We start from the raw sequence: 26480 nt of genomic DNA on the forward strand, positions 1-26480 counted from the left end.
GCTGTCATTAATATTCAACAAACTTTCCGGTTATGATATAATTACAAGGCAGTTATCTCTTTTGAAATCTCTTTTTTCCGAATAAAAAATCTATATTTGAGATGATCAAAATTAATTAAACCTCGAACCATGAAGTTGTTTCAATTAATACTTGTACTGCTGTTTCCCTTCTTTGCAGTCTGCCAAACCAAAAAGGACAATATTAAGATAATCGGAAAAATAGCCGGAAAAGTTCCTGAAACAATTGAATATACTTTACCCATTAACGGAATTGAATATTTTGGTTTTACCAATTCCATACAGCCGGATTCGAAGGGGAATTTTGAAATTAATGTTTATTCCAATAAAGCTTGTTTTATAGATTTATCAAATAGTTACAAATCATTCGGAACTTTAATTACAGAACCTGGAATGACTTATAACATTTCCATCAATACTGAATCTCCTGAAAATAAATTTAGGGTTACTTCTAAAAATGAGAAAGGACAAACTTTATACAATCAAATTCCAACCCGAAACATGATTACTGGTGATGGTCATTTTGAATCCGAAACAAAAAAATATAAAAATGACAGTGTTTCCTCCGAAGTAAAACAAAAAATTGAACACCAAAGAGAACTCGAAATTTCCGGATTTCAACAATTACTAAAAGACAAAACCATTTCTAAAGATTTTTATAATCTGGTAAAATCAGACCGAGATTATTTCTATAAAGGTATGCAGGGAAGTCTTGCTTTTATAAATTATTTGATTTCGGCGCAAAAAAACAATTCATTTTCTCCTGCTGAATATAAAAAGCTTTGGGCGGGAATTTTCGAGACAAATCCCGTAACAAATCCTGAGCTTTTAGGTTCGCCATGGTTTTATTTTTATGTCGAAAATTATTTACGCTATAATGAGTTAATAATAGATGCGATAGATAGGTCAACTTTAACTGAATTTAATAAACAAGGACTTATTCATACTCATAATATTGATTATGCTAAAAAACATTTATCAGGTCTTCAATTAGAATATTACTTCGCTGCGTACATTTATTACGAAGCCATTAATAATAATTATGAAAAGGAACTGATAACGCTTTTTGAGCAATTCAAAAAAGAATATCCATCAAGTTCGTACACCCATTTCTTAGAACCTGTAATTATTCCCATTATTACTTTTCATAAAAAACAGGCTGAACCGTTAAATGAAAAAATAAAATTCATTGCTAACACAACAACTTTCAATTCGGTAAGAGACGCACTGAAAACATTAAGTGGTAAACAATATTATGTTGATATCTGGGCAACTTGGTGCGGGCCATGCAAAGAAGAATTTAAAGGTAATGCAAAATTGTATGAATTGTTAAAATCCAAAAACATTACAATGGTTTACGTTTCAATCGACAAAGATAATCGCGAAAAACAATGGCAGGAAATGGTTCAATTTTACAATTTAGAAGGTTTTCATATCAGAGCAAATGAAAAATTAGATGCTGATTTAAGACAATTATATGGTAGTCAGTCCATTGGAATTCCGTGGCATTTTTTGACAGATGAAAATGGAAATATCATTAATAAAAGACTAAGCGGGCCATCTGAAATTGAAAATTTAGAAAAACAGCTGAATAATTAAAGTGGAAAACTACACCATAATCATTTTCATATTAACCATTGTAATCGGTATTCTGCTTTTGCCGGAAAATCAAAACTGCCCTTCCCTATTATTTTGATTATTGTTCGGGTTGCAATCAGATTATTCCGACGATGAATGAAATCGAGATTAATCCAAGAATCATTTTTTTTGAAATTTCAGCCACCATTAACCGTGGGTAGTTAAAAAAATAAACTCAACCAATAAAGACAAAGAGCTCGCTCAGAAGTAATTTATAAGTAAATACGCTTACGAATTTTAATATTTTACGTACTTTCGATAAACCATTTACTAACGCCCAAAAACAAAAAAATGAGTGAAGAATTACAAAGCAATTTTGACGAATTTGAAAAAACAGAAATAATCAGAAGAAAATTACTTCCTTGGTGGATGAAAACATTCTGCTGGATTTTTATGATTTTAGCGTTTTGCGGATTAGGGACCTTGATAGGAAGTGCTTTCTCTACAAATGTTCAACTTTCGTTATATGGCTTTGAAACCAACACTGCATACTCTGGTATCGGAATTTTTCTTATAGCAGTTATGACCTTAAAAGGTTATGCAGGATATTCACTTTGGTTCGAAAAAGCAAATGCGATTTCAATTGCCAAAATTGATGCAATTATTGGTGTTGTAATTTGTGTTATTTCGATGTTTGTACTTCCATTTACTTCTGGAGATGGACATATTCAATTACGTTTAGAACTTCTATTGTTAATTCCTTATTTCATTAAAATTAATAAAATTGAATATGAATGGGATAACTTAGAAAGACCCTGATACTATCTTTTTAATTAAATAATTATATCAAATGGAATCAGAAATTACAGTAACCACGCCAGAATCAGAAATTGTTACCACACGAATTCTGAATTTTCCGCAACAATTGGTTTTTAAAGCCTGGAGTGACCCTGACCATTTAAAAAATTGGTGGGGACCAAAAGGTTTTACCAATACTTTTCATGAATTTAATTTTTGCGAAGGTGGAAAATGGAGCTTTATTATGCACGGCCCCGAAGTTGGAAATTATGCCAATGAATGTGAATTCATAAAAATAGACAAACCGAATCTTATTGCATGGAAACGCCATTCTAAACCGCTGTTCCAAATTCTGACCACATTTGAAACCGTTGCCGAAAATCAAACGAAAGTAGTTTTTAAAATGCTTTTTGAAACTGTTGAGGAATGCCAAAAACTGAAACCTTACGTTGTCGATAAAAATGAAGAAAACTTTGATAAACTCGAAGTTGAATTATCGAAAATGAAGTCATAAACATCTATAAAATATATCATATGGTAATTAATCGAGAAAGATTATGTGTAGAGTTTATAATACCATTGGATGTCTGAATACTTTACAAATTCAACTTATCAGATATAATGCTGATCACTTTCACACATTAAATGAGCTGATTAATTTTCGGAAAAATTATCGTGCAACTGAAGAACAGATTATCGCTGATCATTCTCTATTTATAGAAGAAGAAAAAAAAAGTGTTGAAAAAGATATTGCTGAATTAAACCTAGTTATTCCACAAAAGAAAATCGATCTTGAAGAACAATTAAAACAAAAACTTGAAGATTTAAATCTGCAAATTGAATACCTCCCCGAAACCCATTCCAGAATTATTCCAACAATAAAAGATTACTGGTTCAACCTTGTTATCTGCATAAAATTTTGGTTGGTACAACTTAAATTCCATTTTGATATTTTACTTTTTAATTATCAAGCAAAAAAAATACTTTCCAAAAAAAATAAACGGTTAGAATATCTTTCTACAAATTTTCAAGATGCTGTAAATGAAAGCTGTTTCCCTGATTTACAAGCGCTAGAAAAGAAAAAAGAAATCGTTGAAAATCTAAATAACATAATTTACGGCGCAATTGGCGAACAAAAAGTAGAAACTGTACTCAAAAAACTCTCTAACGATTATATTTTGATAAATGATTTTTGTTGCTCTTTCCATCCTCCAATTTATAATAAAAACGATAAAGATCGCATTCATTCTATTCAGATTGATCACTTGCTTTTATCGCCAGCTGGTATCTTTTTAATTGAAACAAAAAATTGGAGTAACAATTCAATAGATAATCCAGATTTTCGATCTCCCGTTCGGCAAATTCTCAGAACTAATTTTGCATTGTATAAAATGCTTAATACCGAATTAGGCAGCTTGAATAAAAATTTTGCCCAACATTACTGGGGAAATAGAAAAGTACCTATCAAAAACGTAATTGTTTTCACCAACAATAAACCTTTAGAGCAATTTGAATTTGTAAAAATTGTCACATTAGACGAATTACTTCCTTATATAAAATACTTCGACGCAAGCTTTCTAAATGACGAAATTGAAATGATTGCTGATTTTCTTCTTAAATTTTCTGAACAAAGAAAAAACCGCTCTAGATTAAGTGCTTAACACAAACGACATTTTGCTCTAAGCCATAAAATTTAAAAGTTCTCTTTTAAAAAAATAGTATATTTATCACAAAACTATCAAATCAAACCACATGAAAAAATTAATTTGTTTTACTCTTCTCTTAATTACATCATTTTTTTACGCACAAAATAAAGTCGCCAAAAAGCCCGAAACTGTCATTATAATCAACAATGAAATTGTAACAATGGCACAAGTTGAGAAATATGCTCAGGAAGGCAGAATTAAATCAATGAATAAAGGCGTTACTGAAGAAGAAAGAAACAAATTAGCCGAAAAATATGGCGATAAAATTGGAGACAGAGAATTTATAACAGTTGTTGAGGTTTTTACTGAACAAGAAAACCTTGGAAAAAAAAGCAGCGTTGCTGATGCACCAAGAAATGAAATTCCAAAGAAAACTGAGGAATATCTTTTAAATATAAATGATACTGCTAAAGATTTTACTTTGAAACTCCTTGATGGCAAAACAATAAAACTTTCCGATCTAAAAGGAAAAGTGGTTCTTGTTAATTTTTGGGCTACTTGGTGTGCACCTTGTCTTCAGGAATTTTACGATGTCCCGGCAAAAATTACAGAACCATTTAAAAACGATAATTTTATATTTTTGGCCATCTCAAGTGGCGAAGCTGAAAATCTCGTTGTGAAAAAAGCAACAAAACTAAAAAAGGATGGTCTTGATTTTAATTATGGAATCGATCCAGATAAAAAAATATGGAATGATTATGCCACCAGTTCAATTCCAAAAAACTTCCTTATTGACCAAAATGGAGTTATAAAATTTGCAACCACAGGAAATGTAGAAGGAAATCTAGATAATCTTGCCGCTGAAATCAAAAAACTTCTTTCAAAATAAAACTTATGACATTGTAAATATGGTTTAAAGAAACATAGCAAGATTTGGATTTTTTTGCTTCCTAACAAATGTGATTTTTGCTTAAAAAATATTATGGAAACAAATTTTAAAATCAAGCCTTTAAATCATACAGAATTTTCAGGCTACTTCGAATTAACAAATCCAGAACTAGAAAAAATCGGCGCAATTAAAATGACTGTAGATAAATTCCCAGGTTTTCCTTGCAGAATAAGTCTGGAAGATGCTCAAATTGGTGAAGAAGTTATTCTATTGCCCTACAACCATCATAAAACAGCCTCACCTTACCAAGCAAGCGGACCGATTTTTATACGAAAAAAGACCACTACGCCAACATTCGAAATCAACCAAATTCCACTCATGCTTAATCACAGATTACTTTCGTTACGTGGTTATGACGAAAATGGCATAATGAAAGAAGCATCTGTCGCAGAAGGAAATACTCTCAAAGAAAGTATTATTAAAACTTTTGAAAACGAAAAAATAAATTACATTCACATCCATAATGCAAGACAAGGCTGCTATAACTGTTTAGTCGAACGAGTATAATTGAAAATGTTTTTTTATATCTAATGAAATAAAAAAATATGCACGCATAGTAATTTTATGATATTCGTTTATTTTTTATTCGTAATTTCGATTTCTCATTAAAATTACAATTACAAAATGGCTTCATTTATTAAAGAAATTTCTTTTCGCTGGTCAGATTTAGACCCAAATTTTCACGTTCGTCATAGTGCTTATTACGATTTTGGTGCACAGCATCGTATAGAAATCCTTGAAGAGCTAGGATTGACTTTGAGAGTAATGCAAACGCAGGGTTTTGGTCCTGTTTTGTTTAGAGAAGAATGTGTTTTTAGAAAAGAATTAAAACTTTCGGATAAAATTTTCATTCATACCAAAACTTCAAAAATGAAAGCCGATGCTTCACGCTGGTCAATCATTCATGAATTTAGAAGAGAAGACGATACACTTTGCGCAACAATTACTGTTGACGGTGCATGGATGGACACAAAATTACGAAAACTGGCTTCTCCAACGCCAGAAATTGCAATCGAAGCGCTAAGCATTTTCCCAAAAAGCGACGATTTTGTTGGACTATAAAAACTAGTAAAATTTAGCCCATTGGGTGTAATTAATTCAAACACATAGAAACATAGATTTAGGATGCTTAAAAAGGCGTTTCACTTGTTTTAAATAAACATAGCGAGCTATGTGTTAGAAACTGGTTTCTTTTTTTACTCTTTTTACAAATAAAATCTATGTTTCTATGTGTTAAATAAAAATTTCATGTATTACACCTAACTGGTAATATTTATTTTAACTTTATAAAATCCAAAAAACAATTGTGAATATTGTTTTTTGGATTTTTTTTCTCAAAATCAAAATCTATGATTGATTACGTAAAAGACTTTAGAATTGTATTTTTTATCGTTATTATCGCCATTGTAACTATAGTTTTGGGCGCTTAACAGATAAAATTCTTCGTTATTTTTTATATCGAAAACTAAACGACAAAGAATATGACGCCACTGGTTTTAGATTCTTAAAGCACTTAATCATAACAGTAATTTACATTCTTGGATTTGCTTTTGCCTTAATCCAAATTCCTGAATTTAAAATCATTGGGCATTCATTTTTAGCTGGTGCCGGCGTTATTTCCCTCGTCGCTGGTTTAGCGTCGCAACAAGCTTTAAGCAATATTGTCAGCGGAATCTTTTTGGTGATTTTTAAGCCTTTCAAAATCAACGATAAAATCACAATCAACAATTTTGTTGGAACTGTGGAAGATATCAATTTAAGACAAGTCGTTTTGAAAGATGCTGAAAACAACCGAATTATAATTCCAAATTCCGTTATCAGCAACCAAATTATTGTCAATACAAATATGCACGATACAAAATGTTGCAAAATAATTGAAATTGGAATTGGTTATGATTCTGATCTCGAAAAAGCATTGGAAATCATGAAAGAGGAAATTGCCAAACATCCGTTTTTTATTGATACACGCACAAAAGAAGCCAAAAATCAAAAAGCACCTCTTGTTGTGGCGCGAGTTGTAGCTCTCGCCGATTCAAGCGTGAATTTAAAAGCCTGGGCTTGGGCAAAAAACTCTACAGACGGTTTCATAATGTATTGCGATCTACTGCAAAGCATTAAAAAACGTTTTGATGAAGCCAAAATCGATATTCCGTATCCGCAAAGAGTGGTGACGATCAAGCAGTAATAAATTTCAACACATAAAACAATAGATCCTATAACTCAAAATAAGGCATTACACTAATTTAAATGCATCCCGAGACTTCGGGACTATGTGTTAGAAACTAGTTTCTTTCTCAACTCTTTTCGTTAAACAAAATCTATGTTTCTATGTGTTAGAAAATATAGACGTTATTTTATTCAAACTTTAACCCAAAATTTACTTTCTCAAAAGTCGTACTGCAGGAAAAAGCAAACCGGCCAACATTGACAGTTCCGAAGATTCCTCCAACCGAATGCCCTGAATAAAATCCGCCGGCTGAAAATCGATGAACCTGATATTTCAAACCAATATCATTCACTCTTGAACTCAGCTGTCCAAAAGCAATCACATGGGGTATAATTTCATAGCTTCCAAAAACTTTCGGAACCAATTTTTTATAATAATCAAAACTTTCATCGGTTTCATAATCCACACTTGTTGAATGCAGATTTTCAAGATTTCCGCCAATATAAGTGTTTTCAGAAAAATGCCATGAAACGCTAAAACCTGTAAAAGTTCCATCATAACCACTCCGCGATTCCAGATATCCTACACCAATGGTGGCTCTGAACTTACCGCAAATTTTTCCGATATAGCCAATGTAAGTCCGGTCAATTTCCGATTTGTCAATTCCAGCGCCAAAAATAATATCGTCATCACACATACTAAAAGCATACTGAAAATAAGCCGAATATTGATCTTTATTGGCCGCGACAACGCTTCGCCCTTTATCCAGATCGATATTTGCAGAAATTAAGGTTGAGTTTATAACGGCGAAATCAAATGTGTTGATTTCTTGGGCAAATGTGGGGACTGTGAGCAGGAATAAAAGTATTGTTTTTTTCATAATACTATTTTTTAGCTTACAACATTCTGATACTAAGTTACATACATTTTTACTATTAATGTAAAGATGTTCCCTAAAATGCTACATTACCCGTTAAAATGCATTATTTTTAAAATCAGGGTCATTTAATCGACAAAATTTAAATAAATCATCGATTATTAACATTAAAAATCATTAAATTATTCTTGATGCTCTTTTTCTGATAACTTTAAGACATTAATTTTTGCATTTCCAAATGGTTAACGGTAATTTTATACTTCTTAACCCATAATCGGCCCTGAAATGAAAATTGCAAAGCTTTTATTGTTCCTGTTTCCTTTTTTGGTTTTCGCACAAGATGCCAATATTAAACCTCTAGATATTAATTTGACCAATTACGAATATCCTTATCCTGTTCAATTTTTAGAATTGACCAGCCAGCGTCAGTACATGCAAATGTTTTATATGGATATAACTCCGGAAAATTACAACAACAAAAATGTGATACTTCTTCACGGAAAAAATTTCAACGGAGCGTATTGGGAAACTACCATAAAAGCTTTAACCGTAGCAGGTTTTCGGGTGATTGTTCCAGATCAGATTGGCTTTGGAAAATCATCTAAACCCGATAATTTTCAATATACTTTTCAGCAATTGGCAGAAAACACCAAAAAATTATTAGATCATCTTGGAATCGGGAAAGCGACTATTTTAGGGCATTCTATGGGTGGAATGCTGGCAACCCGTTTCGCCTTGATGTATCCGGAAATGACGGAAAAATTAGTTTTAGAAAATCCAATTGGTTTGGAAGACTGGAAATTAGTCGTTCCTTATAAACCTGTAGATTGGTGGTACGAATCAGAATTGAAACAAAACTTTCAGACCATCAAAAATTATCAAATGGCTAATTATTATAACGGAAAGTGGAATGCCAATTATCAAAAATGGGCCGAACTTAGCGCTGGTTGGACAAAAGATCCAGAATATGAAAAAGTCGCGTGGAATTCGGCGCTTTTGTATGATATGATTTTCACTCAACCTGTTTTATATGAATTCAAAAATATTCAGGTTCCTACACTTTTAATTATTGGAACGAGAGACAAAACAGCTTTAGGAAAACCTTTAGTTTCAGAAGATATTCAGGCAACAATGGGAAATTATACCGAATTAGGCAAACGAACTCAAAAAGCAATTCCGAATTCAAAATTGGTCGAAATTCCAAATACAGGGCATTTGCCACATATTGAATCTTTTGATCAATTTATAAAACCATTAATCGTATTTTTGAAAGAATAATTATTTAAAACCACACTATTATGTTTACTATCGACCAAATCAAAGAAGCACATTCTAAAGTCAAAAGCGGTGCTGATTTTCCAAATTATATTCAAGATTTAATCATTCTTGGCGTAAAAGGTTATGATACTTTTGTGCATGACGGAAGTGTAATTTATTTTGGATTAAATAATTATACCGCTGCAGCTGAAGAAAAATATCCTGAAATAAAAGTCGCTGATTTTCCTAATAAAGAACTTTTTATTGAATTTTTGGTAAAGCATCAGCATGGTGAATCCGATTATATGACTTTTTGTATGCAATGTGCACAATGCGGAATCGCAAAATGGCGTGTTAATATTGTCGAAATGACTTGTACTTATTTTGATAAAGCAGAAAATGAAATTTTAATCGAAAAAATCCCTAGTTAATTTTTAAAGAATGAAGATTTTTAATCAAATAATAAATCTAGTTTTAGGAGCACTTTTTCTAATTTGCTTTACAGGATTTTCACAACATAAAAAAGATAAACCAAAATTTAAAGTAATTGCTTTTTATACAGGCAAAAACGATCAGGCACACATCAGTTTTGTGCACGAAGCCAATAAATGGTTTCCAAAAATTGCCGAAGAAAATCATTTTGTATACGATTCAACAAGCAATTGGGACAATCTGAATGCAAAGTTTTTAGCTAATTATCAGGTCGTTTTATTTTTAGATACAAGACCAGAAACACCATCACAACGCGAAGCTTTTCAGAAATATATGGAAAATGGCGGATGTTTCCTCGGGTTTCATTTTTCGGCTTTTGCATTAAATAATTCCTCTTATCCACAAAACTGGGACTGGTACCACAATACTTTTCTGGGTTCTGGAGAATATGGAAGTAATACCTGGAAACCAACATCAGCAATTTTGAGAGTTGAAAACCAGGATCCGATAACTAAAAGTATTCCTAAAACTTTCAAATCACAACCAAACGAATGGTACCGATGGGGCAATGATTTGACAAAAAATCCAGACATTAAAATTCTGTTAGCGATTAACGAAAGTAGTTTTCCGTTAGGAACAGGCCCGAAAGCACATGAAATTTGGCACAGCGGTTATTATCCAGTTGTTTGGACGAATAAAAAATACAAAATGCTTTATGTAAATATGGGACATAATGATATTGATTATGAAGGTAAGACAAACAAAACTCTTTCGTATACATTTGAAAATGAAATACAAAACAAAGTAATTTTGAATGCTTTGCTTTTGTTTGGAAATAAAAAAAGTAAATAATCTCAAAATGTCAGACAAACTTTCTCCAATTATAAATTCTGAAGAATTAATTCAATTGTCGCATTCAAAAGCAATTGTTTTAATCGATGCCAGAGCCGGACTAAATGCGCAAGAAAATTATCAAAAAGAGCATTTAGAAGGTGCGAGATATATTGATTTAAACAAAGATTTGGCAACAGTCGACTGTAATCCGAAAAATGGTGGAAGACATCCTCTTCCGTCGTTAGAAAAGTTCGCTAATGTACTTTCTAAAACAGGAATTTGGCCCGAAAGCCATGTCATAATTTATGATGACAAAAACGGCTCAAATGCTGCATCAAGATTTTGGTGGATGCTGAGAGCAGTGGGACACGAAAAAGTTCAGGTTTTAAATGGAGGTTTGCAGGAAGCTGTAAAAGCAGGTTTTCCAATAAGTTCAGAAATTGAGCAATTTGAACAAAGCAATTATCCCGTTTCAAATTGGGAATTGGCTTTAGCCGATATTGAAGAAGTTGAAAAAGCTCGAAATAACAGCGAAAATATAGTAATCGATGTTAGAGATAAAAATCGTTTTGACGGCTTGACAGAACCATTGGATTTAATTGCCGGACATATTCCAGGCGCAATTAATGTTCCGTTTAGTGAAAATTTAAATGAAGAAGGAATTTACAAATCTCCTGAAATTTTAAAAGAAAAGTACAGTGCCATTTTAGGCGATATTAATTCAGAAAATGTAATTGTGCATTGCGGTTCTGGTGTAACAGCCTGCCATACCTTACTTGCAATGGATTATGCCGGAATTCCGATTCCAAAACTATATGTTGGCTCATGGAGCGAATGGTCGAGAAATGACCGCGAAATGGCAACAAAAAAACTAGAATAATTATTTTTAAGATTTTATAATGCAACACTGGGACATACTTTTATCTAACCAGGTAAACAAAAAAGCTTTTATTGACAATATACTCAATAGCGAATCAAAAGGAGAATTAGCCTTTTTCAACAATAAAAAAGGAATTCTGTTCTCAGATATCGCAATTGAAAAATTCATTGAAAAAGAGTATCAATATGATATCGTAGAAGCTTCTCCGGAATCGCATCGTCAATTGAGGACTTTTTCTTCTGGCGAACGCAAAAAAGAGTTTTTAAAATACTGCATCATCCAAAAACCTGATTTTATCATTTTTGATAATCCATTTGATCATTTGGATCAGGCATCGCGTGTTGTGCTAGCAGAATCCTTAAAAAAATTGACAGATGAAATTGCCATAATCCAAATTGTAAATCGCGTTTCAGATGTTTTAGAATTTGTTCCGAATAAAGCGCAAATCAAAGACAATTCATTTGAATTACATCCTATTTTAAAAACCGAAAATCATTTTAAAACCTTAAATACAGCTGCAATTCCAAAAGCAATTGAACCACATTCTTTTCATGACAGTGTGCTGATCAAAATGGAAGAAGTTTCGGTAAGCTACGAAGAACGCAAAATTATTGACAAAATTTCCTGGACAATAAAGCAAGGTGAATTTTGGCAGTTAATTGGCCCAAACGGTTCTGGAAAAAGCACCATTTTATCATTGATTACGGGCGATAATCCAAAAGGTTTTGGTCAGGATTTATATTTATTTGGAAGAAAAAAAGGAAGCGGAGAAAGCGTTTGGGACATCAAAAAACAAATCGGAATCTTCACCACTTCTATGACCGATTTATTTCAAAAAGGTCATACTTTGGAACAAATGATTCTTTCCGGTTTTTTTGATTCCATCGGACTTTATAACGAACCAACGACGCATCAACTGCAAATTGTAAATCAATGGCTTGATGTAATTGAAATGACGCATTTGCGTAAAAAACGCTTTATAGATCTTTCAATCGGTCAGCAAAGAGTGGCGCTGATTGTTCGCGCCGTTTTAAAACATCCGCCATTATTAATTTTAGACGAACCTGTAGAAGGCCTAGACGACGAAAATGTAGATTTAGTAATTCAGCTTATCAATACCATAAAACAAGAAACAAACGTTGCTATTTTATACGTTTCACACCGAATTGAAGCTGGCCTCGCTCCTACTTCTGTTTTCGAGCTTTTGCCAAATCCAACAGGTTCAATCGGAAAAATAAAATTTCATTCCGAATTAGTCAATTAGATAATGTGTCAATTAGAAAATTACTTGATATTACCGCAGAATAAAAAAAGCTCCAAATAGGAGCTTTTTTTATTCTCATTAAGAAATTATCTAATTATCTAATTGACACATTATCTAATTAATTCTCGTCATCTTCAGTATTATGTGATTTCACATACGTACGCCATTTTTCGATACAATCCTGAAAATCCTGCGGCAATTCCGTATCAAAACGCATCAATTCTCCCGTATTTGGATGAACAAAACCAAGTGTTTTAGCATGCAGCGCCTGACGTGGTAAAGCCTTAAAACAATTTTCAATAAACTGTTTGTATTTAGTAAACGTCGTACCTTTCAAAATCAAATGTCCGCCGTAACGTTCATCATTGAATAAAGGATGCCCGATATGTTTCATGTGTGCACGAATCTGGTGGGTTCTTCCTGTTTCAAGTTTACATGAAATCAAAGTCACATAACCAAAACGCTCCAAAACTTTATAATGCGTAATTGCCGGTTTTCCAATTTCTGGATCAGCAAAAACAGCCATTTGCATACGGTCTTTCAAATGTCTTGCTAAGTTTCCTTCAATTGTACCACTTTCTGCAGCCACATTTCCCCAAACAAGAGCAATATATTCACGTTCGGTAGTTTTAGCTTCAAATTGCTTCGCTAAATGTGTCATTGCCGCTTCAGTTTTGGCAACAACCAAAAGTCCTGACGTATCTTTATCAATTCGGTGAACCAATCCCGGACGTTCACTGCTGTTCATTGGCAAATTATCAAAATGATGCGCCAAAGCATTCACCAGCGTTCCAGTGTAATTTCCGTGCCCTGGATGCACAACCATTCCCGGCTCTTTATTAATTAGCAAAAGTGCGTCATCTTCATAAACAATATTCAACGGAATATCTTCAGGAAGAATATGGTTTTCAAATGGAGGATGCGACAACATTACCGTTATCACATCAAAAGGTTTTACTTTGTAATTTGATTTTACCGGAATATCGTTTACAAAGATATTTCCATTAGTTGCTGCATTCTGAATTTTATTTCGTGTAGCATTCGGAATCAAATACATTAAATATTTGTCAATACGCAAAAACGCCTGACCTTTAGGGACTTCAAATCTGTAATGCTCGAATAATTCGTCTTCCAGATCTAAATTTTCTTCAATATTATTGTTCATCTTGTGGGGTTTCTACAGGCACTGCCGTACTGTCTGCCTGGCTGTCATCTACATAACTCGCTTTTCCGTCTCCTAAAACCAAATCAATTTTAGAAGCTTTCAATACGCGGTCTCCTACTTTTAAGTTTCTTCCTTTGTAACGCATTTCCAAAACCATATCTTTTCCAAGATTCGGAATATAAGTAATCGTTCCCGGCTCAAGCCCTAAAGCTTTCAAAGTAGGAACTGCTTCACGATATGTTTTTTCAATTAAATCAGGAATTTTAACAGATGAAAATCCTGATGCGTTAATTTTAATATATATTTTTCTTCCAACTTTTACCTTAGTTCCCGGCAATGGATCCTGCTCAACAACACTGAATTTCGGAAATTCACTTCGGTAATCAACACTATCCAAAAGCACATAATCTAAGTCCAGTTCGTCTAATTTCTCTTCAACCTGTTCTTCAGTTAATCTTGCTAAATTCGGAACCGCAATTTCATGTCCGTGATCAGTCGTAAAAGTCAGCCAATGCATAAACAAATAACCCAAAACTGCAATGATAGCTGCCGCACTCAACAATTGTAAAAAAAATACGCGGCTAGTTAAATACTTACGTAAACTCATAAATTAATTTTTAGTTGAACGCAAAGATAAAGTATTTCATTTCAAAAAAAATGATAATTTTGTTTAAAACAAAAATGCCCTGCGATTGTTATTTCTATTAAAAACTAAAATCTTTGGAATTTGGTATTTTAGAATTTAAAATTTCAATTTTTAGGAGCTGTTTCCTGCTGTCCGCTGTATCTTTTGCGCCGAACCCCGGCACAAAAGGATGTCGCTCCCATCAGGGCTAGGTCACTCGGTTTCAAAAGACATTTTCAGTCTGACAAGCAAAACGAACAAAAAATAATTCGAGAAATTCGTGGCAAACAAAACGATTAAACGAATCAACAGTTAAACAAATTAACGATTAAACAAATAAATAACAAGTCAATGAAAAACATTGCCATAATAATGGGCGGATATTCAAGCGAATACAAAATTTCGCTTATCAGCGGAAACGTTGTGTACCAATATCTTGACAAAACAAAATACAACGGATTCCGAATTCATATTTTCAAAGAAAAATGGGTTTATGTAGACGCAAACGACGCCGAATTCCCAATTGACAGAAACGACTTTTCTGTAACTGTAAACGGAGAAAAAATCACTTTTGACTGTGTTTTCAATGCCATTCACGGAACTCCGGGCGAAGACGGACTAATGCAGGCCTATTTTGAATTAATTGGTCTTCCACAATCATCTTGCGATTATTATCAATCGGCTTTGACTTTCAATAAAAGAGATTTATTATCGGTTTTAAAACCATACGGAATCAAAACGGCAATTTCATATTATCTAAACAAAGGCGACGAAATCAATACTGCCGAAATCGTTAAAAAAGTGGGACTTCCTTGTTTCGTAAAACCAAATAAAGCAGGGTCAAGTTTTGGAATTTCAAAAGTAAAATCAGAAGCTGAACTTCCAATCGCAATTGAAGTTGCTTATAAAGAGGATAACGAAATCATCATTGAAAGTTTCCTTGACGGAACTGAGGTTTCTGTCGGTGTAATCAATTACAAAGGCGAAATCAAAGTTTTGCCAATTACAGAAATTGTATCTGACAATGATTTCTTCGATTATGAAGCCAAATACGAAGGAAAATCACAAGAAATCACGCCAGCAAGAATCTCTGATGAGTTAACTCAAAAAGTCGGAGAAACAGCAAAGCGTGCTTACAAAGTTTTAAAAATGAAAGGTTTCTCACGAAGCGAATTCATCATCGTAGACAACGAACCATATATGCTCGAAATGAATACTATTCCAGGATTAACAACCGAAAGTTTGATTCCGCAACAAGCAAAAGCAGCCGGAATTTCTTTGGAAGATTTATTTACAAATGCGATAGAGCTAGCGCTTTCTTAAAGGTGCTAAGATACTGAGATGCTAAGGTTCTAAGATCTTAGCATCTTTTGTTTTAAATTTAATCACTCAAAATCTAAAAAATGCTATTTCTAGTCGGGACTCGAGATTTTAATGTAAAAAATGGAGTGATTTCAAATGAAAAATGTCCAAAATGCAATGCGGAAAATTCGTTGCATTTTAGTATTTATAGAAAATATACACATCTTACATTTATTCCTTTATTTCCTGTTGGGAAAATTTTAATCGTTGAATGCAATAATTGCAAAGAACCTTTTGATTATGAAGATTTATCTGAAACTGGTCAATTAAAAATTAGATCTGAAAAATTAGATCCTTCTTTATGGACATATTCGGGATCTATAATTATTTTAATAGTTTTCATTTTTTTTCTAAACAACTATTTCAATGCAAAGAATGAAACGGCTATTTTTATAAAAAATCCGGCTGAAGGTGATGTCTATAATTTGAAATTCTCAAATGGTTATTATTCCAATATGAGAATAGACAAAGTAACCACTGATAGTATTTATGCAACTCACAACGATTTTAATGCATACATGTCTTATGAAGTTGATGACTTAAACAAACCCGAAAATTACTCAGACAAAAAGTTTTCGTATTCCAGAAAAGAACTTTTAAAATTATATAAAGACGACGAAATCATAAAAATCTCCAGAAAAAACTTGATTAATAATTAAGTTCTGAGATTTTACATCCAAGAAAAAAACTTAGAATCTTAGTATCTTAGAACCTTAGAACCTTAGAACCTCAAAAAAAATGCGAAAAGCCATATTCCCGGGATCATTTGACCCAATTACGTTAGGACACGAAGATATCATCAAAAGAGGAATTTCTTTATTTGATGAAATCGTAATTGCTATTGGTGTAAATGCCGAGAAAAAATACATGTTTTCATTAGAAGAAAGAAAACGTTTCATCGAAGAAACCTTTAAAGACGAGCCGAAAATTTCGGTAATAACTTACGAAGGACTGACGATTGATTTGGCAAAAAAAGAAAAAGCCAATTTCATTTTGAGAGGCCTACGCAACCCAGCCGATTTCGAATTCGAAAAAGCAATTGCTCATACAAATAGAAAACTTTCAAAAATCGAAACGGTATTTTTATTGACCGCCGCAAAAACTTCTTTTATCAGTTCAAGTATTGTTCGTGATGTATTAAGAAATGGCGGCGAATATGAAATGTTAGTTCCAGACGCTGTAAGAGTTACGAAATAAGGGAATAAGCAAACTTATTTGCACAGGTAAGATAAATCGTTATTTTTGTTTACCTAACACTTAAAACCTAAATAATGATTTTTTACGGAACCAAAGCTGCAAACATCAAAAATGACCAAGTTTTAAACGTAGATTGCTCACATTGCGATTCGAAAGTTTCCATGAGATACAGCATATTTGAAAAATATGTTCACATCTATTGGATTCCTTTTTTTCCAATCAAAAAATTAATTTTTGCAGAATGTAATTCCTGTAAAAAGACATTTGAAAGACACGAACTTCCAACGCCAACTCAGCAAAAAATCGACCGATCGAAAGGAAAAGTCAACAGTCCCTATTGGATGTTTTCAGGATTGATGATTGTAAGTGCTTTTATTCTTTATGGCTTTTACAGTTCAGTACAAACAACAAAAGATACTGAAAATTTCATTAAAAGCCCAAAAATTGGCGACGTTTATCTTATAAATAGCTCAACTGGATTTTACTCAACAATGCAATTGGATGAAATTTCAAAAGACAGTTTGGTATTGTTAGTCAACAATATGGAAATTGACAACAAAGAGGAAACTGGAAAAATTGATCTGAAAGAAAATTATGTAAACAAAAAAACTATAGCCAAAAGAGAGCTGCAAAAACTTTTCACTGAAAATAAAATTTACGAAGTAGTTAGACACTAACACTTCCAACCATAAATTTGTAAGCGAAGCAAATTATAAGTAATTTCGCATTTTTAAAATAAACAAGAAATAATGAGCATCGAGAGAGAATTAAACAAGCGAAGCGGATCGAAATGTGAACTTTGTGGCGCCGAGGAAAATCTAAAAGTATATCAAGTTTTACCAACTCAAAAAGGCGGACTTGACGAAAGCATTTTAGCTTGTAATACCTGTATTGACCAAATTGAAAACCCTGATAATGTAGATTTAAATCACTGGAGATGTCTAAACGACAGCATGTGGAATGAAAACATTCCGGTTCAGGTTGTAGCCTGGAGAATGCTAAGCCGTATGCGCGCTGCAGGATGGCCTCAGGAATTACTTGACATGATGTATTTAGACGAAGATACGCTGGCATGGGCGCAAGCAACAGGAGAAGGAGAAGATGACGAAAATAAACTGGTTCACCGCGATAGCAACGGCGTTGTTTTACAACACGGAGATTCTGTAGTTTTGATTAAAGATCTTAAAGTAAAAGGCTCTAGCATGGTTGCCAAACAAGGAACTGCTGTTAGAAACATTCGTTTAGATCACGAAAACGCTGAATATATTGAAGGAAAAGTCGATGGTCAGCAAATTGTGATTATCACGCAATACGTAAAGAAGATTTAAAGATTCTAAGGTTCTAAGTTACTAAGATTCTAAGTTTTTTTTTAAAACTCATAATTCATAACTTATAACTCATAACTTTTAAACATAAAAAAAGCTGTTCAGTCGAACAGCTTTTTTTATGTTTAAGTAAATTATTTTTGGAATAATTTATTGATTTGATCTTTTACAAATGGCTCAGAAACGCTGCTTGTTGCTGAAGTAGCTTCTTTGCTTGAAACCATAAACTGAACTGTAGCTTTCTCTGGAATAACACTTCCTGTGTAATGCAACCAGATATAGTTGTTAGGCAATTCTAATTTAATATCATATAATGGGCTTGCAGAAAAACCATTCATGATAATAGAGTAAAGACTTGCGTAATCATTGTTTACATTTTTGAATGAAAATTTTCTCAAAGTTGATGAATCATCATCATTTTGAATACTAGTGTAATACACAGTGTATTCATCTCCAATTTTCTGAATGTAATTGTTATTTACTTTTCCTAATTTTTCAACCGGAACTGTTTCAAGAACTTTAATTTGTGCAAATGAAACGAAACTTAAGAACAAAGTAGCAATGGTAATAATGTTTTTCATAACGTATTTGGGGTTTACAATTTTACTGTAGCAAAAAAACATAGAAATAATGAAAAAATCGCTATCAAATCATTATTTTTTTAACACAAAATTGTAAAACTTAATTTGAATTTTGTAAAATACTGACAAACAATACAATAGAACAAAAATTACTCAACTGTTCTATTTGTCCTCAATCTAGTATTTTTTACTTTTTTCATCTTCTTTCTTTACGACATTACGGGCCACTTCAATTTTAAACTTTTTGCCTTTCATTTTTTCGTCTTTGATATGCTTCAGCAAATCTTTGACTTTATTGTATTTTACAGCTGCAAACGAAACAAAATCTTTTACCTCGATTAATCCTAAATCTTCTTTTTCTAATTTTCCTTTTTGAGAAAAGAAACCAACAATGTCAAATTTATTCAATTTTGTCTTCTTTCCGCCGCTTATGTAAATGGTTTGAAATTGTGGTGGTTTTGGCAACGAAACAATTCCTTCGACATCTAAAACATCCATTTCATAATCAATGTAATCCAGCTGTTTTTCACTTTCGTGAATAATGACATACGCTGTTCCGCTCGCCTGCATACGCGCTGTACGACCATTTCTATGTGTAAATTCGTCTTCTTTTAATGGCAAATGATAATGGATAACGTGGTTCATTTCTGGAATATCCAAACCTCTGGCCGCTAAATCTGTTGTGACCAAATAGCTAATACTTCCGTTTCTAAACTGAATTAAAGCGCGCTCGCGTTCATCCTGATCCATTCCGCCATGATAATAAACCGAATAGATTCCTTTTTCATTCAAAGTATCACTGATACGTTCTGCAGCATCTCTGTGGTTGCAAAAAATAATAGCCGATTCTGATTTTAAAGAACAAATCAAATTGAATAAACTTCCTAATTTATCTTTGGCTGGCGAAACAATCATTTTCATCGACAGATTCGCTTTTTCCTCTTCTTCTGGAATAAAATCCAAAACAGTTGGATTTATAACACGTGTATATTTCGGAATTTCAATATCTGAAGTTGCAGAAACCAAAACTCTTTTATTGACTTTAGGCAACCTTCCAATAATAAAAGACATTTGTTCGTGAAACCCTAACTGAAGCGATTTATCAAACTCGTCTAAAATCAAAGTCTGAATTTTATCTGTCCTGAAAGTTTCTCTGTCAATATGATCTGCAATTCTTCCAGGAGTTCCAATTAATACCGCTGGCGGATTGCTTAAATTTTTGATTTCAGTATCAATTGAATGCCCGCCGTAGCAGATATTTACTTTGTATTGTGTTCCCATTTTCTTCCAAACTTGCTCAATTTGAAGCCCAAGTTCGCGTGATGGAACCAAAATCAAACATTGAACAGAAAGAATTTCAGGCTGCAGCATTTCTAAAACTGGAAGCAAAAAAGCCAATGTCTTTCCTGATCCTGTTGGAGAAAGCAATAAAACATTGTTTTCGTTCAAAATAGCATCTTGCGCCATTTCTTGCATTTCGTTTAGGCTCTCAATCCCTAAATTCGAAAGTATGTTGTTGGAATGGTGTTTTTTATTCATTTTGCAAAAGTAGGGAAAAAAGTTTTGTTTCAAGTTTCAGGTTTTCTTTGTTTCAAGTTATCTAACCGCAAAGCACACAAAGGTTTACGCAAAGTTCGCCAAGTATATGTTCAAAGCCTTGCGAACTTTGCGTTTTTTTAAAGTTTTCTACATAAAAAAACTTTGCGTGCTTTACGGTTAAACTATCCCGCATATCAAACCTGAAACTTGAAACAAAAAAAACTTATATTTGATTCTTATTAAAATTAAACTCATGAAACTTTTTACCGTTCTCCTTTCACTTTTCACCATTACCATTTTCGCTCAAAACAACAAAAAATACGATACGTTTTTCGAAAAAGGAAACGGAAATCAATCGGCTTCTTATCAGGAAACTATAGCTTATTTTAAAATGCTTGCCGCTGATTTTCCAACCATTCAAATGAAAGAAATGGGATTGACCGATTCTGGTGAACCATTGCACATGATAACTTTTAATCCGGACAAAGAATTTGATTTTGATAAAATTCAGAAAACAAAAGCTGTTCTTTTTGTAAATAATGGAATTCACGCCGGAGAACCAGACGGAATCGACGCAACAATGCAGTTTTACAGAGATTTAGCAACCGGAAAAATGAAAGCGCCAAAAAATACCGTTTTGGTTACCATTCCGGTTTATAATATTGGCGGGGCTTTAAACCGCAATTCGACAACACGCGCCAATCAGGACGGACCCGAAATTTATGGTTTTAGAGGAAATGCCAGAAACTACGATTTGAACCGTGATTTAATGAAATCGGATACTCGAAATACCAAAAGTTTTGTAGAAATTTTCCAGAAAATAAATGCCGATGTTTTTATCGATAATCACGTGAGCAACGGTTCTGATTATCAATACAAACTGACCTACATTATGACACAACATAATAAACTCGGAACGGTTTTGGGTGATTTTATGAATAACGAAATGATGCCGGCTTTGGTAAAAGATCTTCAGAACAAGAAAATCGAAACGACGCCTTATGTAGATTCATTTAAAGATACACCAGACAAAGGTTTTGGACAATTTGTTGACAGTCCAAGATATACTACGGGCTATACTTCCCTATTTAATACAATCGGTTTTGTAGTAGAAACACACATGCTGAAAAAATATGCCGAACGTGTAAAAATGACCTATGAATACACGAAATCGACTCTAGATTTTACCGATGCGAATTATCAAAAAATTAAAGATTTAAGAGTAAAGAATTTAGAACAATATCAGCCTAAGAAAAAATACACTTTGCTATGGGAAATGGATAGCACAAAAACCACAAAATTTACTTTTTTAGGCTACGAAGCTGGTTACAAAAAAAGCGAAGCAACAACGGGAGATCGTTTGTATTATGACCGAAGCAAACCGTATAAAAAAGATGTTCCGTATATCAAAGAGTTTAAATCGGTTAAAGAAGTTGTGATTCCTACGGCGTATATAGTTCCGCGAGGTTATTGGAATATTATTGATCTTTTGAAAAACAATACTATTTCGTTCCGTCAACTTAAAAACGATACGATTATAGAAGTTGAAAGCTACAAAATTGCTGATTTTAAAACGGTTCCGTCAGCTTACGAAGGGCATTATGCACATCGAAACACAACCGTAACTTCTAAAATCGTTAAAATGGCTTTCGCAAAAGGTGATTATTATGTTCCAACAAACCAAAAAGGCGTTAAATATATAATTGAAGCTTTTGAACCAGAAGGTGTTGATTCGTTTTTTAATTGGAATTTCTTTGATCCAATTTTACAGCAAAAAGAACATTATTCTGAATATATTTTTGAAGATACTGCAGCACAACTTTTAAAAGATAATCCAGCTTTAAAAGCAGAATTAGAAACCAAAAAACAAAACGATCGCGAATTTGCTAAAAGCTCTGAAGCGCAGTTGGATTGGATTTATAAGCATTCTGTTTATTATGAAAAGGCGCATTTGCAGTATCCTGTTTATAGGGTTTTGTAGATTTTTTTAACGCAAAGGACGCAAGGTTTTTTGATTTTGATTGAGTTTAGAAAACGCTAAGATCGCAAAGCTGAACGTGTAGAACTTTGTCAAAGTTGAATCTCAAAAAAACTTTTTAATTTAAAATTATGACATACAAACTTTTTCTTGATGATATTAGAGATGTAAATATGGTTTACAAGAATCTCACAAACAGCGATTTTGTCATAGTAAGAAATTTTGAGGATTTTAAAACTGTAATTCTAGAAAAAGGATTACCCGATTTAATTAGCTTTGACAATGATTTAGGACTTGATGAAAATGATACTGTCGCCGAAGATGGTTACGCTTGTGCTAAATGGCTGGTTTATGAATCTGGATTTGATTTACAAAATCTAAATTTCAATGTTCATTCAGCTAATCCTGTAGCTTCTCTTCAAATTCAAAGTTTGCTTGATAATTATATTAAACATTTGAAATCACAATAGTGCAGATTTGCAATCTATATCCGATAGCGCGGATTTGCAATCCGTGCCCGAAAAGTGAAGCAATATCAAAACACAAAAACTGATATACTTTGTGGGCACGGATTGCAAATCCGCGCTAACGCTTTGGTTATTTTGATAATAAGAAAAACTTTTATTTATTTTTTTTACGGCTTCCCGTAACTAAATTCAATCCCAACATTCTATATTTGAATTTCAAATATAATTACCAAATTCTAACCTGCTTAACCAAAAATTATGAATAACCAAACCGGCGACACTATTGTTGAGGGAATATTTTACGGATTAAATTATCTGGGAGCGCTTTTTCACTGGCTTGCTTTCTTCGGTAGAAAATCGTTTCAAAAAGTGCTTGAAAGCGGTTTTATTAACGCAATCATTGGATTTACTGTCCTAGTTTTGATTGTTATTTTCTTCAAAAATGAAGTTTTACATTTAATCCTTTACCTAATCAAAAAATACCTAAATCAAAACTAAAAAATGAATCCACAACCTTCAAGAAATTCATCGTCAGAAAACTCATCGTCAGGAAGCCCAAAACCTTTTGCTATTATAGGATTAGTATTTGCTATTATTGCTTTTCTTTTTTCCATGATTCCGTGCATTGGATTTTATGCCGTTGGCCCGAGTTTATTTGCCTTGGCTTTTAGCGGAATTTCATACGCTGGCTTAAAACAAAGAAACGAAAACACTTCGGTTTCGCTTGCAGGTTTGATCGTTGGAGCTGTCGCTATTTCGATTGGCGCTTTCCAATATTATCAATATCAAGACGTTTTTGAAACTAAAGCCGAGATCGAACAATCGCTTAACAATACCGAAAAACATGTTATTGATACGATTCAAAAAAAGGTTTTGGAAAAAGTGGAAGAAAAATTGGAAGAAGAACTGAAAAAAGATTCTATACAGAATGCTAAAAATGATTCTATCAAAACAGATTCTATTTCGAAATAAGGAATATCATTTTTTTAATCTTTTGATATTTGTGGCAATCTTATTTTTGATTTTGTATTTAAAAACCAATATCATCAGCATTAAATGTCCTTATTCTGAAATCGGAATGAAATGCAAAACCTGCGGCCTTACGACTTCATTTAAAAGGATTTTAAATGGTGATTTTTTCAATTTAAACTTTGGCTTTTTATTGCTATTTATTGCTTTTGCATCACAATTGATTTTAAGGCCTGTGACTAGTTTTTTATTGCTTTTTTCAGAAAACGGGAAACTAATCAGGAATATTGATATCCTATTTTCTATCTTTTTATTTGGATGTGCTTATCTTCAAATAATAGTCCAATAACGAAAAACCTGAAGCAAAATAACTATAAAGTGTAGCTCCGCGTGAGGGATAGAAGCTAACTGCCGAAGCAGTGCGGATAGCCCGACAGCATCCCGATAAAAGGGCGAATAAACGCAAAGTGAATTAGCCCTTTTATCGGGATGGTGGCACGCCCAACTATTTAAGCTTCAAATTTTAATCATCAACCACAATGCAACCTTTTCAAGCTTTTTGTACTATAAAATATAACGCAAACAAAAAGTAAAATGAAAAAGCTAATCGCATTATTTACTGTACTCGCAATTGTTTCTTGCTTTATTTATATTGATTTTCTTCTGCAAATAACAATTTAATATTCTCGTATGAGTTTTTAAGCGCTTCTTTGATTTGCTCTGGGTTTAGCCAGGCAACTTTTTCAATTCCTTCTTCAATTTGTCCGTGTGGTGTTCCTTCAAAATCAGACTGCATTTCAAACCAATGCGTGATCTTGAGTTTGTATTTTCCGTTGCGTTTAAATACGTGATAGGTTTTTTGGAGTTTATTTATAATTCGGAGCTGACCTACGCCAGTTTCCTCCTCGACTTCGCGCATTGCTGTTGCTTCTATGTCTTCACCTTTCTCGATTCCGCCTTTTGGGAGGTCCCATTTTCCGTTTCTGAAAATAAATAAAACCTCTCCTTTCTTATTGTACACAAAACCTCCGCCCGCTTTATTCACAGGAATTTTGGCTTTAAGGGTCTTCATGATCTCACTTTCATCTGGATGATAGAGAATAGCTTTTTGAATTTTATTTTGAAAAATTTTTATGATAAGCTGTTCGATATCAATGCTCTCCAACAAGAACAATTGGAAATCTGTTTCTTTCGAGATTTCATTTGTCAAAAAAAGTGGTTTGTCGTTTACAAAAACTTTATACATTTGTATTATGATTTTTAATAAAGATACTGCCGAAAAAACAGCCGAATTGCTTTTGCAAATAAATGCAATTAAATTGAATCCCGAAAATCCTTTTACGTGGGCTTCTGGTTGGAAATCTCCTATTTACTGTGATAATAGGTTAATTCTTTCATTTCCGAGCATCAGAAACTATGTTCGTGATGAATTTGCTAAAAACATTGAAAAACAATTTGGAAAACCTGATGTGATTGCTGGTGTTGCTACTGGAGCGATTGGTGTTGGAATTTTGGTTGCCGAAAGTTTAGGTCTTCCTTTCGTTTACGTGCGCCCGGAACCTAAAAAACACGGAAGACAAAACCAGGTGGAAGGTTTTTTACAAAAAGGACAAAATGTTGTGGTTGTCGAAGATTTGATTAGTACCGGAAAAAGCAGTTTGATGGCTGTTGAAGCTTTAAGAAGCGAAGGCGCTAACATTAAAGGTATGGCTGCAATTTTTACATACGGTTTTGGTGTTGCCGAAGAAAATTTTAAAGAAGCTAATATTGATTTATTCACATTAAGCAACTACGAAAACCTTCTTGATTTAGCCGTTCAAAAACAATATATAACAGAAGACCAACAATCTACCTTACTTGAATGGAACGCAAGTCCATCAACTTGGGGGCAGGAATAAATTTAGATTTTAGATTTTAAAGTCGCTTTGCTCCTTTTGCAATTTATTTAAAGTTTGAGCTTTACGAACTTATATAAAGTCAAAGTAAAATCAAAAAACCTTGCGTCCTTTGCGGTAAAAAAACATTTGCGTTAAAAACAAAAAAAACAAAAAACAATATGAACTTAGAAAGTCCAAAAGTTACAGTTCAGAAATCAGCTCAGGATTTATTCGACCAACTGACTGACGTAAAAAATTTTGAAAAATTAATGCCGGATAACATTGCTAAATTTGAAGTGACTGGCGAAGACGCTTTTATTTTTGGATTGAAAGGTATGCCGGAAATCAAGTTAAAAATGAAAGATAAAGTAGCTCCAAACAAAATTGTTTTAGGTGCTGCGAGCGATAAACTGCCTTTTACTTTGACTTCAAATATTGATAGTATTTCTGATTCAGAAAGTGCTGTTCAGTTATTTTTTGAAGGTGAATTCAATGCGATGATGGCCATGATGATCAAAGGGCCAATCAGCAAGTTTATCGAAACTCTTGCTAACAATATGAATAAACTTTAATAATGGTAAATTATTAATTGTGAATTATAAATGAAATGCCCGACTAAAATCGGGCATTTTTTTTGTTTCATGGAGATTTTGCAGATTAAACAGATTTATTAATTCACAAAGCTAAAAAGCTTA

Annotated in this window: 31 protein-coding genes; 24 read left to right on the forward strand and 7 right to left on the reverse strand. The window is 33.1% G+C overall.

Translation table 11 applies throughout. The features are described from left to right. Positions 1–129: 129 nt before the first annotated feature. The 7 genes from ACWA1B_RS07230 to ACWA1B_RS07260 all read left to right on the forward strand — a co-directional run bounded on the left by ACWA1B_RS07230 (position 130) and on the right by ACWA1B_RS07260 (position 6051). Positions 130–1617 carry a TlpA family protein disulfide reductase gene (locus ACWA1B_RS07230; RefSeq protein WP_456905486.1) on the forward strand — a complete coding sequence of 496 codons (1488 nt, stop codon included), beginning with the start codon at positions 130–132 and terminating at the stop codon, positions 1615–1617. 330 nt (positions 1618–1947) lie between these two features. Further along, entirely contained in the window at positions 1948–2415 is a 468-nt protein-coding gene (locus tag ACWA1B_RS07235) for a hypothetical protein (protein WP_456905488.1), read from the forward strand. A 31-nt stretch (positions 2416–2446) separates the two neighbouring features. After that, entirely contained in the window at positions 2447–2908 is a 462-nt protein-coding gene (locus tag ACWA1B_RS07240; protein ID WP_456905490.1) for an SRPBCC family protein, read from the forward strand. A 43-nt stretch (positions 2909–2951) separates the two neighbouring features. Next, on the forward strand, positions 2952–4055 hold the full coding sequence (locus tag ACWA1B_RS07245; RefSeq protein WP_456905492.1) for a nuclease-related domain-containing protein: 1104 nt from the start codon (positions 2952–2954) through the stop codon (positions 4053–4055). Between the two features lie 91 nt (positions 4056–4146). Further along, complete coding sequence (locus ACWA1B_RS07250; RefSeq protein ID WP_456905494.1) at positions 4147–4929, forward strand: TlpA disulfide reductase family protein; 783 nt, start codon at positions 4147–4149, stop codon at positions 4927–4929. 93 nt (positions 4930–5022) lie between these two features. Then, on the forward strand, positions 5023–5496 hold the full coding sequence (locus ACWA1B_RS07255) for a DUF1203 domain-containing protein (RefSeq protein WP_456905496.1): 474 nt from the start codon (positions 5023–5025) through the stop codon (positions 5494–5496). A 117-nt stretch (positions 5497–5613) separates the two neighbouring features. Continuing rightward, positions 5614–6051 (forward strand): acyl-CoA thioesterase, encoded by a 438-nt coding sequence (locus ACWA1B_RS07260; RefSeq protein WP_026982233.1) that lies wholly within the window; start codon positions 5614–5616, stop codon positions 6049–6051. 468 nt (positions 6052–6519) lie between these two features. On the opposite strand, the gene ACWA1B_RS07265 is transcribed toward ACWA1B_RS07260, so the two are convergent. Continuing rightward, entirely contained in the window at positions 6520–6744 is a 225-nt protein-coding gene (locus tag ACWA1B_RS07265) for a hypothetical protein (protein ID WP_456906506.1), read from the reverse strand. Between ACWA1B_RS07265 and ACWA1B_RS07270 the strand changes: the two genes are divergently transcribed. Beyond that, positions 6671–7174, forward strand: a complete 504-nt coding sequence (locus tag ACWA1B_RS07270) for a mechanosensitive ion channel family protein (RefSeq protein WP_456906494.1) — start codon at positions 6671–6673, stop codon at positions 7172–7174. The two genes, ACWA1B_RS07265 and ACWA1B_RS07270, sit on opposite strands and share 74 nt — an antisense overlap. Before the next feature lie 169 nt (positions 7175–7343). Here the strand turns inward: ACWA1B_RS07270 and ACWA1B_RS07275 are convergent, their stop codons facing one another. Further along, a complete protein-coding gene (locus ACWA1B_RS07275) occupies positions 7344–8036 on the reverse strand; it encodes a hypothetical protein (protein WP_456905498.1) in 693 nt (230 codons plus the stop codon). A 282-nt stretch (positions 8037–8318) separates the two neighbouring features. On the opposite strand from ACWA1B_RS07275, the gene ACWA1B_RS07280 reads away from it, so the two are divergent. From ACWA1B_RS07280 to ACWA1B_RS07300, 5 genes are read left to right on the forward strand one after another with little or no spacing between them, the layout of a single operon-like run. After that, positions 8319–9311 carry an alpha/beta fold hydrolase gene (locus ACWA1B_RS07280; RefSeq protein WP_456905500.1) on the forward strand — a complete coding sequence of 331 codons (993 nt, stop codon included), beginning with the start codon at positions 8319–8321 and terminating at the stop codon, positions 9309–9311. A gap of 20 nt (positions 9312–9331) precedes the next feature. Continuing rightward, on the forward strand, positions 9332–9721 hold the full coding sequence (locus tag ACWA1B_RS07285) for a DUF1398 domain-containing protein (protein ID WP_456905502.1): 390 nt from the start codon (positions 9332–9334) through the stop codon (positions 9719–9721). A 10-nt stretch (positions 9722–9731) separates the two neighbouring features. Further along, positions 9732–10574 (forward strand): ThuA domain-containing protein, encoded by an 843-nt coding sequence (locus ACWA1B_RS07290; protein WP_456905504.1) that lies wholly within the window; start codon positions 9732–9734, stop codon positions 10572–10574. 7 nt (positions 10575–10581) lie between these two features. After that, positions 10582–11436, forward strand: a complete 855-nt coding sequence (locus ACWA1B_RS07295) for a sulfurtransferase (protein WP_456905506.1) — start codon at positions 10582–10584, stop codon at positions 11434–11436. A 19-nt stretch (positions 11437–11455) separates the two neighbouring features. Further along, the gene (locus ACWA1B_RS07300) at positions 11456–12700 is read left to right on the forward strand and encodes an ATP-binding cassette domain-containing protein (RefSeq protein WP_456905508.1); all 1245 of its coding nucleotides are present in this window, start codon (positions 11456–11458) and stop codon (positions 12698–12700) included. A 118-nt stretch (positions 12701–12818) separates the two neighbouring features. Here the strand turns inward: ACWA1B_RS07300 and ACWA1B_RS07305 are convergent, their stop codons facing one another. Together ACWA1B_RS07305 and ACWA1B_RS07310 are read right to left on the reverse strand one after the other, a co-directional pair. Continuing rightward, positions 12819–13865 (reverse strand): RluA family pseudouridine synthase, encoded by a 1047-nt coding sequence (locus tag ACWA1B_RS07305; protein ID WP_426485669.1) that lies wholly within the window; start codon positions 13863–13865, stop codon positions 12819–12821. Beyond that, complete coding sequence (locus tag ACWA1B_RS07310) at positions 13855–14472, reverse strand: PASTA domain-containing protein (protein WP_035648362.1); 618 nt, start codon at positions 14470–14472, stop codon at positions 13855–13857. Before ACWA1B_RS07310 ends, ACWA1B_RS07305 begins: the two co-directional genes overlap by 11 nt. A gap of 369 nt (positions 14473–14841) precedes the next feature. On the opposite strand from ACWA1B_RS07310, the gene ACWA1B_RS07315 reads away from it, so the two are divergent. The 5 genes from ACWA1B_RS07315 (at position 14842) to ACWA1B_RS07335 (ending at position 18377) form a co-directional block, all read left to right on the forward strand. Then, on the forward strand, positions 14842–15813 hold the full coding sequence (locus ACWA1B_RS07315) for a D-alanine--D-alanine ligase (protein ID WP_456905511.1): 972 nt from the start codon (positions 14842–14844) through the stop codon (positions 15811–15813). Between the two features lie 80 nt (positions 15814–15893). Further along, a complete protein-coding gene (locus tag ACWA1B_RS07320) occupies positions 15894–16511 on the forward strand; it encodes a zinc-ribbon domain-containing protein (protein ID WP_456905513.1) in 618 nt (205 codons plus the stop codon). A 79-nt stretch (positions 16512–16590) separates the two neighbouring features. Then, positions 16591–17049: a pantetheine-phosphate adenylyltransferase gene (gene coaD / locus ACWA1B_RS07325; RefSeq protein WP_456905515.1), complete on the forward strand. Its 459-nt coding sequence runs from the start codon at positions 16591–16593 to the stop codon at positions 17047–17049. Between the two features lie 74 nt (positions 17050–17123). Next, the gene (locus tag ACWA1B_RS07330) at positions 17124–17726 is read left to right on the forward strand and encodes a zinc-ribbon domain-containing protein (RefSeq protein ID WP_456905517.1); all 603 of its coding nucleotides are present in this window, start codon (positions 17124–17126) and stop codon (positions 17724–17726) included. Between the two features lie 72 nt (positions 17727–17798). Further along, on the forward strand, positions 17799–18377 hold the full coding sequence (locus ACWA1B_RS07335) for a PhnA domain-containing protein (protein ID WP_035648371.1): 579 nt from the start codon (positions 17799–17801) through the stop codon (positions 18375–18377). Positions 18378–18508: 131 nt separating this feature from the next. On the opposite strand, the gene ACWA1B_RS07340 is transcribed toward ACWA1B_RS07335, so the two are convergent. After that, positions 18509–18955 carry a hypothetical protein gene (locus tag ACWA1B_RS07340; RefSeq protein ID WP_456905520.1) on the reverse strand — a complete coding sequence of 149 codons (447 nt, stop codon included), beginning with the start codon at positions 18953–18955 and terminating at the stop codon, positions 18509–18511. A gap of 177 nt (positions 18956–19132) precedes the next feature. After that, positions 19133–20494: a DEAD/DEAH box helicase gene (locus ACWA1B_RS07345; RefSeq protein ID WP_456905522.1), complete on the reverse strand. Its 1362-nt coding sequence runs from the start codon at positions 20492–20494 to the stop codon at positions 19133–19135. Between the two features lie 253 nt (positions 20495–20747). On the opposite strand from ACWA1B_RS07345, the gene ACWA1B_RS07350 reads away from it, so the two are divergent. The 4 genes from ACWA1B_RS07350 to ACWA1B_RS07365 all read left to right on the forward strand — a co-directional run bounded on the left by ACWA1B_RS07350 (position 20748) and on the right by ACWA1B_RS07365 (position 23911). Then, positions 20748–22475 (forward strand): M14 family metallopeptidase, encoded by a 1728-nt coding sequence (locus ACWA1B_RS07350; RefSeq protein WP_456905524.1) that lies wholly within the window; start codon positions 20748–20750, stop codon positions 22473–22475. Between the two features lie 128 nt (positions 22476–22603). Further along, positions 22604–22942 carry a cyclic-phosphate processing receiver domain-containing protein gene (locus ACWA1B_RS07355; RefSeq protein WP_456905526.1) on the forward strand — a complete coding sequence of 113 codons (339 nt, stop codon included), beginning with the start codon at positions 22604–22606 and terminating at the stop codon, positions 22940–22942. Positions 22943–23197: 255 nt separating this feature from the next. Further along, a complete protein-coding gene (locus ACWA1B_RS07360; RefSeq protein ID WP_456905528.1) occupies positions 23198–23437 on the forward strand; it encodes a hypothetical protein in 240 nt (79 codons plus the stop codon). A gap of 3 nt (positions 23438–23440) precedes the next feature. Beyond that, positions 23441–23911 (forward strand): hypothetical protein, encoded by a 471-nt coding sequence (locus tag ACWA1B_RS07365; RefSeq protein WP_456905530.1) that lies wholly within the window; start codon positions 23441–23443, stop codon positions 23909–23911. Between the two features lie 640 nt (positions 23912–24551). Here ACWA1B_RS07365 and ACWA1B_RS07370 read toward each other — a convergent pair. After that, positions 24552–25154 carry an NUDIX hydrolase gene (locus ACWA1B_RS07370; RefSeq protein WP_035648397.1) on the reverse strand — a complete coding sequence of 201 codons (603 nt, stop codon included), beginning with the start codon at positions 25152–25154 and terminating at the stop codon, positions 24552–24554. 7 nt (positions 25155–25161) lie between these two features. Between ACWA1B_RS07370 and pyrE the strand changes: the two genes are divergently transcribed. Both pyrE and ACWA1B_RS07380 read left to right on the forward strand, forming a co-directional pair. Beyond that, complete coding sequence (gene pyrE / locus ACWA1B_RS07375) at positions 25162–25806, forward strand: orotate phosphoribosyltransferase (RefSeq protein ID WP_035648398.1); 645 nt, start codon at positions 25162–25164, stop codon at positions 25804–25806. Between the two features lie 158 nt (positions 25807–25964). Continuing rightward, on the forward strand, positions 25965–26357 hold the full coding sequence (locus tag ACWA1B_RS07380; protein WP_035648399.1) for a hypothetical protein: 393 nt from the start codon (positions 25965–25967) through the stop codon (positions 26355–26357). The last annotated feature ends 123 nt before the right edge of the window (positions 26358–26480 follow it).

This window comes from Flavobacterium xizangense (assembly GCF_054075145.1).